Source organism: Nostoc piscinale CENA21 (genome assembly GCF_001298445.1).
Classification (GTDB): domain Bacteria; phylum Cyanobacteriota; class Cyanobacteriia; order Cyanobacteriales; family Nostocaceae; genus Nostoc_B; species Nostoc_B piscinale_A.
Window position 1 is genome coordinate 731,342 of sequence record NZ_CP012036.1, and the last position, 13,918, is coordinate 745,259.

The 13,918-nt window shown below is 41.4% G+C and carries 12 protein-coding genes and 1 pseudogene; 7 read left to right on the forward strand and 6 right to left on the reverse strand.

Annotated elements, in window-relative coordinates:
* The first annotated feature begins 262 nt into the window (after positions 1–262).
* Positions 263–1,981: a purple acid phosphatase family protein gene (locus ACX27_RS03235; protein ID WP_083468657.1), complete on the forward strand. Its 1,719-nt coding sequence runs from the start codon at positions 263–265 to the stop codon at positions 1,979–1,981.
* Positions 1,982–2,119: 138 nt separating this feature from the next.
* Here the strand turns inward: ACX27_RS03235 and ACX27_RS03240 are convergent, their stop codons facing one another.
* A complete protein-coding gene (locus ACX27_RS03240) occupies positions 2,120–4,225 on the reverse strand; it encodes a M3 family metallopeptidase (protein ID WP_062288351.1) in 2,106 nt (701 codons plus the stop codon).
* A 234-nt stretch (positions 4,226–4,459) separates the two neighbouring features.
* Here ACX27_RS03240 and ACX27_RS03245 point away from each other — a divergent pair, with 234 nt between their 5' ends.
* Together ACX27_RS03245 and ACX27_RS03250 are read left to right on the forward strand one after the other, a co-directional pair.
* On the forward strand, positions 4,460–5,248 hold the full coding sequence (locus ACX27_RS03245) for a dienelactone hydrolase family protein (protein WP_062298109.1): 789 nt from the start codon (positions 4,460–4,462) through the stop codon (positions 5,246–5,248).
* A 101-nt stretch (positions 5,249–5,349) separates the two neighbouring features.
* A complete protein-coding gene (locus ACX27_RS03250; RefSeq protein WP_062288353.1) occupies positions 5,350–6,336 on the forward strand; it encodes a zinc-dependent alcohol dehydrogenase family protein in 987 nt (328 codons plus the stop codon).
* Between the two features lie 205 nt (positions 6,337–6,541).
* Here ACX27_RS03250 and ACX27_RS32680 read toward each other — a convergent pair whose 3' ends face one another.
* A complete protein-coding gene (locus ACX27_RS32680) occupies positions 6,542–6,685 on the reverse strand; it encodes a hypothetical protein (RefSeq protein ID WP_162491111.1) in 144 nt (47 codons plus the stop codon).
* A 410-nt stretch (positions 6,686–7,095) separates the two neighbouring features.
* Between ACX27_RS32680 and ACX27_RS03255 the strand changes: the two genes are divergently transcribed.
* From ACX27_RS03255 to ACX27_RS03270, 4 genes are all read left to right on the forward strand, one after another.
* Positions 7,096–8,493, forward strand: coding sequence for a nicotinate phosphoribosyltransferase (locus ACX27_RS03255; protein WP_062288356.1), 1,398 nt, complete (start codon positions 7,096–7,098; stop codon positions 8,491–8,493).
* 4 nt (positions 8,494–8,497) lie between these two features.
* Entirely contained in the window at positions 8,498–9,097 is a 600-nt protein-coding gene (locus tag ACX27_RS03260; protein WP_062288359.1) for a nicotinate-nucleotide adenylyltransferase, read from the forward strand.
* Positions 9,058–9,804, forward strand: a complete 747-nt coding sequence (locus tag ACX27_RS03265) for an NUDIX hydrolase (RefSeq protein ID WP_062288361.1) — start codon at positions 9,058–9,060, stop codon at positions 9,802–9,804. Before ACX27_RS03260 ends, ACX27_RS03265 begins: the two co-directional genes overlap by 40 nt.
* Positions 9,805–9,910: 106 nt before the next feature.
* The gene (locus tag ACX27_RS03270) at positions 9,911–11,668 is read left to right on the forward strand and encodes an NAD+ synthase (protein ID WP_062288364.1); all 1,758 of its coding nucleotides are present in this window, start codon (positions 9,911–9,913) and stop codon (positions 11,666–11,668) included.
* Positions 11,669–11,853: 185 nt separating this feature from the next.
* Here the strand turns inward: ACX27_RS03270 and ACX27_RS35595 are convergent, their stop codons facing one another.
* From ACX27_RS35595 to ACX27_RS35610, 4 genes and pseudogenes are all read right to left on the reverse strand, one after another.
* Positions 11,854–12,135 (reverse strand): hypothetical protein, encoded by a 282-nt coding sequence (locus ACX27_RS35595; RefSeq protein WP_418006694.1) that lies wholly within the window; start codon positions 12,133–12,135, stop codon positions 11,854–11,856.
* A 130-nt stretch (positions 12,136–12,265) separates the two neighbouring features.
* Entirely contained in the window at positions 12,266–12,448 is a 183-nt protein-coding gene (locus tag ACX27_RS35600; RefSeq protein WP_418006696.1) for an ATP-binding cassette domain-containing protein, read from the reverse strand.
* Entirely contained in the window at positions 12,435–12,890 is a 456-nt protein-coding gene (locus tag ACX27_RS35605; RefSeq protein WP_418006698.1) for an ATP-binding cassette domain-containing protein, read from the reverse strand. The genes ACX27_RS35600 and ACX27_RS35605 overlap by 14 nt, the downstream gene beginning before the upstream one ends.
* Positions 12,859–13,882 (reverse strand): annotated as a pseudogene (locus ACX27_RS35610) (ABC transporter transmembrane domain-containing protein). Before ACX27_RS35610 ends, ACX27_RS35605 begins: the two are co-directional and overlap by 32 nt.
* Between the last annotated feature and the right edge of the window lie 36 nt (positions 13,883–13,918).

Here is a 13,918-nt window from a genome sequence, read left to right on the forward strand (position 1 = left end):
TCAAGAATAAGTAATTTTTGTCAATACATCTTTGTAAATAAATATCGCCACATAAGAATGATAATTCAATTATCCCAAGGCACTATCGGGGGTTCTATGGTCAGTGGGCAGCAGAATTAAAACAGATGATTAATCAGGCTGGTGTTTATTCGCTGACATCACCACAAATTGCGCCAATTCATAAACTCATACAAATCTATAATCACAAAGTGAATTACCACGCACCCGCGTTTGTCGCAGAACATTCCCATTAGGACAAATCATGAAATTTCTCCAGCCTGTACTTTTGTTTGTTCTATGCTTTACCTTGGTAAGCGTGCATTCCTTTGGGCAAACTATGATGACCGTAGCGCCTCAACTGTTGACAGATCCATTTTTGCAACTACCAACGGCAAACTCAGTCAGAGTAGTGTGGTTTACTGAGTTTGCCGGGACTCAGCATACAGTGGCTTATGGGGGAAATTTGCAGCAAACTGCTAAAGCCACGACAACTAAACTCAGTCGCATTAGAGAAGACCAAAAATCCAGAGTTGGGAAGCAAACCCAAGACGGACAAGTTTATCAACAACCGACAAAACGTGATATTTGGCGACATGAAGCGGAGGTGACAGAATTAACGCCAGGGGTGCGGGTGAATTATCGAGTTAGCAGTACAACAGAAGACGGCGCAACTGTTAGCAGTGATGTTTTTACCCTGACAGCCAAACCGGAACCGGGGACACCACTCAAAATCCTGTTAACTTCTGACCATCAACTCAAACCGATGACCGCCGCCAACTTGCAAAAAGTCGTAGAGACAGTGGGAAGAGTAGATGCAGTGTGGTTTGCTGGTGATTTAGTTAATGTGAGCGATCGCGCCTCGGAATGGTTTGATGATAATCGGGGTAATGCTTTATTTCCTGGCTTACAAGGTCATGCTCAATACGAAATGCAGCATGATGGCGTGAAAGTCACTTACACAGGCGGACAAATAATTCAACATGCACCTATGTATAGCTGCATTGGTAATCATGAAGTCATGGGGCGTTTTGGCAGAAAAAACAGTTTAAACGATGAATTTGATGATACATTTCCCCGTGCTGTTGCTCAAAAACTGTATAGTGGCAAATCACTAATAGATAATTCTTTTAATACAATTACCTACGAAGAAATATTGAGCTTACCTGAAAGTAAATCAGGCGGTAAAAGATATTATGCAGTTAGCTTTGGTAATGTGCGTTTAATAGTTTTATACATCACAAATATGTGGCGCACACCCAAATTAGATGAAAAATATACAGGTAGATATCGAGAAGCAGAAAAAGATTTAAATAACCCAGAAAATTGGGGTTATGGGCAGATAATTTATGAGCCAATTGCCAAAGGTAGTACACAATATAATTGGTTAGCAGCAGAACTCAACAGTCCAGAATTTCAGCAAGCAAAATACAAAGTTGTGATGTTTCATCACCCGCCCCACACCCTGGGCGATAATATAGTGCCAGCTTACACCGACCCGGTACAAATCAGCGATCGCAATCAGGAAGGCAAAGTTACATCTGTGCGTTACAAATATCCCAAAAACGCTGACTATATTATCCGTGATGTCGTCCCTTTACTAGAAGCTGCTAATGTACAATTGGTCTTTTATGGACATTCCCATTTATGGAATCGCTTTGTTAGTCCTGGGGGAATGCACTTTTTAGAAACCTCAAATGTGGGTAATACTTATGGTGCTGCTTGGGGCGAAAGAAAGCGAGAAGTTCCCACCAACTATCAAGAAAAATATGTTGACATTGGCGACCCCAACGGTTTAGAACCTGTGATGCCCAGCATCGCACCAATATTAGGTGAAGATGGTAAACCAATGCCTTATATAGCTAGTAATAATATTACTGTTTTTAGTATTTTTGATACCAGCACAGGTAAAGTAAGTAGCTATCTTTTTGATACGCGCAAACCAGATTCAGAAGTGATCAAGTTTGATGAATTTCGGTTGTAAATAGGACTTAAGCAAAAAACGAAAAATTAAGGGTTTGGAGGAGGGTGTAGAGGTATAGGGGTATAGGGGTGTACTTCTTCAAAACCCTTACACCCTATACCCTTTCACCCTCACACCCAGTCTCCACAGACAATCTTGTTAAGCTGCTGTATTTAGCAAACCATTGTGCCGTAACAGCGAAACTGTACTAGGTTCCCGTCCCCGGAAGGCTTTGAAGATTTCCATTGGATGCTGACTACCGCCCAGCGCCAACACAGTATCACGGTAGCGTCTACCAGTGGCTTGAACGGCGGCTTCATCATCTAAACCAGCTTCCTCAAAAGCGGCGAAAGCATCCGCACTCAGCACCTCAGCCCATTTATAGCTGTAGTAACCTGCGGCGTAACCACCTTCAAAGATATGCCCAAAGGCACACAAGAAAGAATCTTCGGGTAGGGGTGGTAAAACTGTGGTAGTTTTGGCTATACGCTGGCGCACTTGGGCGGGAGTTTCATCACCACCAGGAAGATAGCGATCGTGCAGTTCTATATCCACAGTGCTGAAGTGAATTTGCCGCAGTGTCGCACTCCCACTCATATAGTTACGTGCGGCTAACAGTTTTTGGTAATAATGCTCTGGTAATGGTTCACCAGTTTCATAATGCTTCGCCATACCAAACAAAGTCGGGCGTTCATAACACCAGTTTTCCATAAATTGGCTTGGTAGTTCCACAGCATCCCACTCGACATTATTCACCCCGGCTGCGCTGCTGTAATCAACTTGGGTCAGCATATGATGTAAGCCATGACCAAATTCGTGGAATAATGTCTCTACTTCATAGAATGTCATTAAACTCGGCTTACCATCAACTGGCGGCGTTTGGTTACACACCAAATAAGCTACAGGCAACCTCACAGATGTTGCACCATTGTCATTAATTTTACTACGGTTAATGCAGACATCCATCCAAGCACCACCACGCTTTTCGGCAGGACGGCTGTAAGGATCTAAGTAAAAGTAGGCGATGGGTTTACCTGTTTCGTCAGCAATTTGGAAATATCTCACATCTTCATGCCAAACGGGTGCTTGTCCATCAGCAGGGGTGACAGTTACACCAAACAGCCGCTTCACTAGTCCAAATAAGCCGTCTAAAACTTGGGGTAAGGGGAAATAAGGACGTAATTCTTCCGTGGTAAAGGAGAATTTTGCTTCCCGTTGGCGTTCTGCCCAAAAGCTAATATCCCAATGTTTTAAATCTTGGGCTTCTGCTGCGCCTTTGGTAGCGGCAAAAGCTTTGAGTTCGGCTAACTCTTTGACAGCAGCATCATAGCTTGCACTCCGCAGTTCTTCTAACAGTGCTTCGACTGCTGCAACATTGGGAGCCATTTTACTAGCAAGGCTTAATTCAGCAAAGTTTTTGTAGCCTAATAAATTGGCTAGTTCTTGGCGTAACTCTAAAATTCGTGCAATTAAAGGATTATTATCTAACTCACCCGAAGAAGCACGGGTGACATAAGCTTTATACAGCTGTTCCCGCAAGTCTCGGCGGGTGCTGTGCTGCATGAAAGGGCCGTAGCTAGGAAAATCTAATGTTATGCGCCAAGGGCCATTTTCGGGGGTGGCGTTTTCTTCACCAGCCGCACGGGCAGCTTGGGCGGCTAAACTGAGGGAACTTTGGGGTAAGCCGTCAACTTCTGCTTTGGTTATCAGGTTTAAGCTAAATGCTTTGGTGGCATCTAATACATGGTTAGAGAATTTTGTCGATAATTCTGCTAACTCCATTTGAATGGCATTAAACCGATCTCTGGCTTCCCCTGATAAGCCTACACCCGATAATTCCGCATCCCGGATAGCAGTTTCGATAATACGTTGCTGGGCTGGTTCTAGGGTTGCCCAGGTATCACTCGCCCGGAATTGTTTAAAGGCGTTGTATATAACTTGACTTTGACCAAGTTTATTGCTGAACTGTACCACTTCGGGTTGGACAGTTTCATAAGCTTCGCGCAGCTGGGGACTATTCTTGACTCCCATTAAATGACTGACTATACCCCAACTCCAAGTCAGCCGTTCGGTAAGTTTTTCTAAGGGTTCGACTAAACCACTCCATGTTGGCTGGGCATTAGCTTCTAAGGTAGCAAGTTCCTCATCCAGTTCTTTTAATAACTGCTGGAAGGCTGGAATTACTTGTTCTGCTTGAATCTCAGTAAATGGCGGTAAGCCAGTACCTTTAAGCAAGGGATTTTGGGGAATAGTGGCTGCACTCATAGCGTTGTATCAATGCTGATAAATATCTCAATATACTTCTAATGTAGCGATCGCTGCGATTTTTAGCGTTGCCAGAATGCCGAAATAACCGAATTGGGGAGTAGGGAATAGGAAGAGGAAACACGGCAGGGGGCAGGGAGCAATGGGAAAATATAACAAATGACTAATGACAAATTTATTGTCTACTTTCCAGGCATAATCATCCCAGATGATTATTTTACTGGGTGTCCTGAAATGAAATTACTGCTTTCTGCATTAATTGCACCTGTGGCTGTGGTATTGACTGCTACACAAACATTGGCAGCAATTCAAACCAAAAACGTTGAGTATAAACAAGGCAATACAGTTTTACAAGGCTATCTAGCTTATGATGACGCAATTAAAGGCAAGCGTCCTGGGGTTCTGGTAGTACATGAATGGAATGGACTACAATCTTATGCCAAACAGCGCACAGAACAGTTAGCAAAACTTGGTTATGTTGCCTTTGCAGCTGACATTTATGGTAAAGGTATTAGACCGAAGACTCCTGAAGAGTCTGGTAAGCAAGCTACCATTTATCGGAACGATAGAAAATTGTTACGCGATCGCGCCTTAGCTGGGTTAAAAGTATTACAATCAAATCCGCTCACTGATGCTAACCGAATTGCGGCGATCGGTTATTGTTTTGGCGGTGGTACAGTATTAGAACTTGCCCGTAGTGGTGCTAATATTGCCGGAGTCGTCAGTTTTCACGGCAACCTCGATACACCAAACCCGAACGATGCTAAAAATATCAAAGCCAAAGTTTTAGTATTGCATGGTGCTGATGACCCATTTGTCCCAGCAGAACAAGTCCAAGCTTTTGAAAATGAAATGCGCCAAGCAAATGTAGACTGGCAATTAATTTCTTATGGTGGTACAGTACATAGCTTTACTAACCCAGACAATAAAGGTCAGCTAAAAGGAGCATTATATAACCCCGTTGCTGACCGACGTTCTTGGGAAAATATGCGACAATTTTTTGCCGAAATCTTTCGTAAATAGGGAAGTTGGGAGTGGGAATTTTGTAAGCCAGAGATAGAAGAAAAATTTTTCATCCTGAGCTATATAGTGAGTAATCATCCCCACTCCCAACTCCCTTAATTATGCGTGCAATGGTTTTAGATGCACCACATCAACCTCTACGTTTAGCTGAGTTACCAATACCTCAACCCAATGCAGAACAAGTTTTGATTCGGGTTCATACTTGTGCTGTTTGCCGCACAGATTTACATATAGTTGATGGAGAATTGACTCATCCCAAATTACCTTTAATACCTGGACATCAAATTGTCGGCACTATCGAGGCAATTGGGGCAAAGGTTGATAAATTTTATGTCGGTCAACGGGTGGGAGTGCCTTGGTTGGGTCATACTTGCGATCGCTGTCGTTATTGTCGCTCAGGACGAGAAAATCTCTGCGATTTTGCTGAATTTACTGGCTATAACCTAGATGGTGGTTATGCAGAATATACTGTAGCTGATCACCGCTTTTGCTTTGCCTTAGATTCTACCTTTCCTGATTTACAAGCTGCGCCTTTATTATGTGGTGGTTTAATTGGTTATCGCGCTTACAGTATGACAGGCGATGCTGAAAAAATTGGTTTTTATGGGTTTGGTTCATCTGCCCATATCTTAATTCAATTAGCCCGCTATCAAGGTCGGCAAATTTTTGCTTTCACTCGTTCTGGAGATATCACCGGACAAGAATTTGCTCTGCAACTCGGCGCAACATGGGCTGGTGACTCCGACACATTACCACCAGAACCTTTAGATGCAGCGATAATTTTTGCGCCTGTAGGTAAATTAGTCCCAGCAGCTTTACGCGCAGTCGCTAAAGGTGGAATTGTAGTTTGTGCAGGTATTCACATGAGTGATATTCCCTCTTTTCCTTACGAAATTCTTTGGGAAGAAAGAATGTTACGTTCTGTTGCTAATTTAACTCGCAAAGATGGCGAAGAATTTCTCGCTTTAGCACCCAAAGTTCCGATTCAAACAGAAGTGAATGCTTTTCCTCTCACCCAAGCAAATGAAGCTTTGAACGCCCTTCGTAATGGCGAAATTGAAGGTTCAGCAGTTTTAGTAGTTGATTAAAAAAACAAAGATTGTCTGTTCAGAATGGGTTTAAGGGTGTGAGGGTGTAGGGGTGTATTTATTCAAAACCATTACACCCCATACCCTTTTACCCCTACACCCAATCTCCAGCGTAATTCTTGAAATCTACCAAATAAAAAGGCTCAAGCTTGTGGCTTAAGCCTTGACCTCACTCATATCTAAATATTTCATCTTCTACCAAACATCACTCATACCTTTTTTTATAAGGTTCACCCGTAAAAGGTTGTACCCCAGTATTAGGATATTGATCATCTGTAGGGCCAAAAATTCGCATTGCGGCTTCAGAGATATACTCGGTAATCCTGGCAATGATTTGGGAAATAGCCATACTCTTAGACTCCTTATTTTTGAGTCAGTTAGATAGTTATCTCTCTACTTTAATTCGATATTTTCTCATCGCTCAGACTCTCAATATATTGAGAATTTATGCAATAGTTTTTCAGATTGCTTTGCAATACTTTAGGTTGCCGAAAAAGTTTAAAGTTTCTCTGCAATTTCAATTATAACAAAACTCCTAATTCAGCTCTTTTGTGTGAGAAATATCAGTCTTTTAAAGAAGTTAGTTTACAAAGAATAAACTATTAAAAAAGATTAAATATTTGTATAAAATATAATTATTTTGCGGTGATTATGTTGATTTAATGAAGCCAAGAGCTTCTCTGTCGTGGAGTAGTTGACATTATTTATGGTAAATTCTACCATAATAAAAAAGCAGCATTCTTGTAAGGACGCTCTTACATGGCAACTATCCCAGACTTGGGCAGCTACCAGCGCCAAGACTTGACAATCTCTGCGGCTGATTACAGCTTGCTAACCGACCTTTATCAGCTAACAATGGCAGCTTGTTATGTCGGTGAAGGATTAGAACAAAAACAAGCTAGTTTTGAGCTATTTGTGAGGCGATCGCCAGAAAATTTTGGCTATCTCATTGCAATGGGTTTAGAGCAAGTTCTGGCATATTTAGAAAAGTTAAGTTTTACTCATTCTCAAATTGCCGCACTCCAGGCGACGGGAATTTTCGCCCACGCCAGCGATCGCTTTTGGTCGTTATTGGCTGAAGCTAAATTCACTGGTGATGTTTGGGCAGTTCCTGAAGGCACAGCCGTATTTCCTAACGAGCCATTTTTGCGAATTGAAGCGCCACTTTGGCAAGCCCAACTAATAGAAACTTACCTCTTAAATACAATCAATTATCAAACTTTAATTGCCACCAGAGCCGCCCGTTTGCGTGATGTGGCTGGGGAAAAAGCCAAACTTTTAGAGTTCGGCACAAGACGGGCATTCAGTCCCCAAGGGGCGTTGTGGGCGGCACGGGCAGCTTTAGCCGGGGGGCTAGATGCTACCTCGAATGTGTTAGCCGCACTACAACTAGGTCAACAGCCAAGTGGTACGATGGCTCACGCCTTGGTCATGGCGTTGTCAGCGATGGAAGGCAGTGAAGCCGAAGCTTTTACGGCATTTCATCGCTATTTTCCCGGTGCGCCCTTGTTAATTGATACTTACGATACCATCGCGGCGGCGGAAAAGTTGGCAGCAAAAGTGAATGCTGGAGAAATGGAATTATCAGGAGTCAGACTGGATTCTGGTGATTTGGTAAGCTTATCCAAACAAGTGCGATCGCTGTTACCAAATGTGCCGATTGTTGCCAGTGGTGATTTAGATGAATGGGAAATTGCCAGACTTAAAGGGGCTGGGACGGTAATTGATGGTTACGGTTTGGGAACGCGACTGGTAACGGGTAAGCCTGTCAACGGGGTTTACAAGCTAGTAGAAATTGATGGCGTTCCAGTCATGAAGCAGTCTAGCGGTAAGGTAACTTATCCCGGACGCAAGCAGATTTTTCGGTCATTTGTCGGTGGCAAGGTAAAAGCTGATAGGTTGGGATTAATCACAGAAACACCGCAATCAGAAACACCTTTGCTGCAATTAGTCATGAAGCAAGGCGAACGAATGCAATTGCCAGAAACTTTGGCAGAAATTCGCCAACGAACCGCCATAACAATCGCTAGTTTGCCAGAAGAGACAAGGCAGATATCAAATCCTCTGGCTTTGCCGGTGGATATTTCGGCTGGGTTGCAAAAGTTGACTGAAGAGACGAAGGAACTAACCGCAAAGAACGCAAAGGGCGCAAAGTAAGATCATGAGAATTGCTTTATTTGGTACAAGTGCCGATCCCCCAACAGCTGGGCATCAAGAGATTTTAAGGTGGTTGTCAGAACGTTATGATTGGGTGGCAGTGTGGGCGGCGGATAATCCCTTTAAGTCCCATCAAACACAATTAGAACATCGGGCGGCGATGCTGCGGTTGTTAATTGCCGATATGGATGCGCCAAGGCATAACGTGGCAGTGACACAGGATTTAAGTAGCTGGCGAACCCTAGAAACTGTGGAAAAAGCCAAACAGCATTGGGGTGAAGAAGCGGAATACACCTTAGTTATTGGTTCAGATTTGATCAATCAACTACCACGCTGGTATAAAATTGAAGATTTATTACAGCAAGTGCAACTACTGATTGTGCCACGACCAGGATATGCGATAGAAGAATCTAGCTTAGAGGCAATCGAAAAGCTGAGAGGAAAAATTGCGATCGCTACCCTCACAGGTTTAAATGTATCCTCAACAGCTTATCGTGAGCATGGAGATACTGAAGCACTCATAGCTCCCATTGTTGCTTATATTCATCAACAGCATTTGTACAAATGCCAGGACGCAACCACAAAAAGATTCCAACTCCGCTAAATCAACAACCTTTGGCTGATTTTAAGGTAGGTGTGGATAATGTAATTTTTTCTGTAGACACTGCTCAAAATCGACTTTTGGTTCTCTTAGTCATGCGACAGCAAGAACCATTTTTAAATTATTGGAGTCTTCCTGGGACGTTAGTGCGTCAAGGCGAATCTTTAGAAGATGCTGCCTATCGCATCATGGCAGAGAAAATCCGAGTCAACAATCTTTATTTAGAACAGTTGTATACCTTTGGCGGGCCAAACCGCGACCCCAGAGAAGCAACCGATAGTTATGGCGTGCGTTATTTATCAGTGAGTTATTTTGCCCTCGTCAGATTTGAAGAAGCCGAATTAATTGCTGATAAAGTCGCGGGAATTGCTTGGTATCCCGTCAAGCAAGTGCCACAGTTAGCCTTTGACCATAATCAACTGCTAACTTACGGTCATAGACGACTGCGAAATAAGTTAGAGTACAGCCCAGTCGCCTTTGAAGTTTTACCAGAAATGTTTACTTTAAACGATTTGTATCAACTATACACAACCGTGTTAGGCGAGAACTTTTCTGATTACTCTAATTTTCGGGCGCGACTACTCAAGTTAGGTTTTTTGTGCGATACCGGAGTAAAGGTATCACGGGGTGCAGGCCGCCCAGCTAGTTTATATAAATTCGACGCTGAAGCTTTTGCACCCTTTAAAGATAAACCTTTGGTGTTTATTTAAATAGTCATTAGTCATTAGTCACTAGTCATTTGTAAAAAACCAAGTACAAATGACTAATGACATAGACGCTTCTGCGGCTTCCCGCAGGGTAGAACAAAGGACAAATATGAAAATTGCGATCGCTCAACTTAATCCAACCATTGGTGACATCCCCGGAAACGTTCAAAAGATTCTAGAATCTGCCCAAGATGCAGTAAAATCAGGCGCACGTTTATTATTAACCCCAGAACTTTCTTTGTGTGGTTATCCACCCAGAGATTTATTATTAAATCCTAGTTTTGTCTCGGCTATGAGTACGGCATTACAACAATTAGCCAGAGATTTACCACCGGAACTAGCTGTGTTAGTCGGCACTGTTGAACCAAATACCAAATCCCATATTACTGGCGGTAAAAGTTTATTTAATAGTATTGCTTTATTAGAGTCGGGCAAAATCAAACAAGTTTTTTATAAGCGGCTGTTGCCAACTTATGATGTATTTGATGAAGACCGCTATTTTGAACCAGGGTTACAACCTAATCATTTCACTTTAGATGATATTCATATTGGCGTAACTATTTGCGAAGATTTATGGAATGATGAAGAATTTTGGGGTAAACGTAGTTATGCTGTCAATCCTATTGCAGACTTAGCAATTTTAGGCGTAGATTTAATTGTTAATTTATCTGCTTCACCTTACAGCGTAGGCAAACCGCAGTTTCGAGAATCAATGCTGAAACATAGCGCGGTGCGTTTTCAACAGCCGATGATTTATGTTAACCAAGTCGGTAGTAATGATGATTTAATATTCGATGGTTATAGTTTTGCCTTGAATGGTCAAGGCGAAATTATGTGTCGCGCCCGTGGTTTTGCCACTGACTTAGTAAATGTGGACTTTAACAAGAAAACACGAGATTTACAGTTAAGTTCTTTAACACCTGAGTGCGAATCAGAAGAAGAGGAAGTCTGGCAAGCTTTGGTTTTGGGTGTGCAGGACTATGCCTTAAAATGTCGCTTTTCTAAAGTAGTATTAGGTTTAAGTGGTGGCGTAGATTCAGCATTAGTCGCTGCGATCGCTACAGCAGCATTAGGTAAAGAAAATGTTCTCGGTGTCCTGATGCCATCACCTTACAGTTCCGAACATTCTGTTAGTGATGCTTTGGCATTAGGTAACAATTTAGGCATTGAAACCACTATTTTACCGATAGGCGAATTAATGCAAAGCTTTGATCATAGCCTTGCTGACTTGTTTGCTGGCACAGAATTTGGCATTGCCGAAGAAAATATTCAATCGCGGATTCGCGGTAACTTATTAATGGCGATCGCTAACAAATTTGGCTATCTCTTATTATCCACTGGCAATAAATCAGAAATGGCCGTCGGTTACTGTACCCTCTACGGCGACATGAACGGCGGGTTAGCAGTCATCGCCGATGTTCCAAAAACCCGCGTTTATAAAATTTGCCACTGGTTAAACTCCCATCCCTCAGCACTCAGCACTCAGCACTCAGCACTCCCAACTGAAATTATTCCCCAAAATATCCTCACCAAAGCCCCCAGTGCTGAACTCAAACCCGGCCAAGTTGATCAAGATTCCCTCCCAGCTTATGAAGTTTTAGACGACATCTTGCAACGCTTCATTCATGACCATCAATCAGCCGCCCAAATAGTTGAAGCAGGCCACGACCCCATGATTGTAGACCGAGTAATTCAAATGGTTGCCCGTGCCGAATTTAAGCGCCGTCAAGCACCCCCCGGCTTGAAAATTACCGACCGCGCCTTTGGTACAGGCTGGCGAATGCCAATTGCTAGTAGCTGGGTAACCATCAAAAATGCTTATCAAGCCATACCTGTCTCTACTAATACCTTGCCATTCAAAGGCTAAAAGAAAAGCAAGCAGAGTAAAAGCTCCGTCTCATATCATGTCCGGCAAATCAGTTATGATTCAACACATCTGTGCAGAAAGACAAAACTCTTCCTCCCCCTGCTCCCTGCGGTCTTGATGTTCAGTCTTTTACCGGACACGATATCAGTCTTCCTCCTTGCTCCCTGCTCCCATACCTCTTGTGACTAAACTCTGATCCATTTCAGGATATGAGGATCTTTGTCATAGCGGTAGGTAAAGCCATCGTTAGCAGCAATACTCTCTCCTTTGCTTGCTTTACTTCTAATAGTTTTAATGGTGTATGAGGTTAGTTCGCTCATTTCCTTATGAGAAAATCCTTCACTTGTAGTTTGTTGAGCTAATTTTAATGATTGAATTTGGTATTCATTATTATGCAAACTATTTTCAGTAATACAAGTATTCTCAGTGGAGTTCTGAGCCGTTGTTTGATTGCGATAATCTTGCACGGTCAAAAGTCGCCAACTAGAATCTTGTGTAAGTTCTAAAACCCATTGATGATAATCAAATAAACTTGCTCGATGTCCTACGCTAATAAAAGTTGTTTTTGTTGCTTGTAACTGTTGATATAAACTTTCTTCATTTTTTTAAATCCAAGGCACTTGTAGCTTCATCTAATATGGTGAACCTAGGATAAGTAACCAATAGACGTGCGAACGCCAGACGTTGTTGTTCTCCCAACGATAATATATTTTCCCAAGGAACTTCAGCATCAAAGTTTTCTACTCGATTTAGCAAGTTTTGTAGATTAACTTGTTGCAAAACTTTTTTTGAGTTCTGTGTCACTCACTTTACGATCTGTATGTGGATAGAGTAACTGTTCTCGCAAAGTTCCTAGAATTATATAGGGACGTTGAGGTAAGAATAAAACTTCTTCTAGCGGTGGGCGTACTATACGGCCAGATCCTGCATTCCACAAACCTGCGATCGCTCTTAATAAAGAACTTTTTCCTCGACCACTAGACCCTATAATTAACAAACCTTCTCCAGGCTGAACAGACAATGACAAATCTTTGACAATTAGCTGTTCATAGTTAGGTGTTTGTAAACTGAAATGCTCAAAAGCTAGACGGTTGTGGTTTTCTTCTATCGTCTTAATAGTACTTACATTCTCTGGTTTTTTAGTGACTTCTTCTATAACATTTAAAAACTCATTTAAACGTTCAACATAACTAAAAAAATCCGCCAGAAGTCGCAAATTCATTTATTAAGTCTCCCAAAGAATTAGCAAAAAGATTAACAGCTAAACCGACTTGTCCCATCATACCAAAATCAATTTCACCTCTAATATATAATGGCCCAAGTATAAAAAGAGGAAATAACTGAATCACATATTGATATGCCTTGTTAAAAATTTCTTGATTTCTTTCCCAATTAATTTTATTTTCCTCTTTTTTAATAAAATTATTAAATCTGCGCTCAATTATATTTAATTCTTGCTTTTCTCCTTGAAAGAAAGCTACAGATTCAGCATGACTCCGAATATGAGTTAAAGAATAATTGTATTCGCCTTTAGATGCGATTTTCTCTTGATTAATTTTGTTTAAATTTTGATTTAAATATAAGCTAATTACATTACCTATCAACGTATAAACAATCATGACAAGAGCTATCGGTTGAGAAATTGACCAAAGAACTGCTAAAAAAAATTATCATTTCTACTATTTTTTCTAAAAAAGTAGCTGAAAAACTGACAGCATTACTAGCAATAGGCTCAATTTCTTGAGATAAGCGTTGATCTGGGTTATCAATATCTGTACTAAAGTTAATTTTATAATAAGCACGATTGCTTAAATATTTACTTAAAATTTGGTTATTTAACCATTTGTACCAATCAATAGCGATTTTTTTTCTAATAAAACTAGAAAAACTTGCTAAAAATCCTAATACAAACAGTCCGATACCATAAATAGTTAAATTATTAATGAACTTTGAATAATCCTTATCTTGAATCAGAGCATCGACCATGTAACGGCTAATAAAACTATTAAAAGCATTTACACTTACAACCGCAATAATTAGTAAGATTAAGAGAATTAGCATTCCCCATGTACGCATAACATCAGCGAATGCTCTTTCCTCTGGCTTTGTTGGATACCAGTAAGGCCCAACAATCACTTTTATATCTTCCCAAAACTGAAAAAATCCTGAAAATGAATTTGTTGAGGAGCGAAATTGAACAACTTGCGGCATCATATTTTAAAAATTAACTAATTTATTCTAATTAAATTT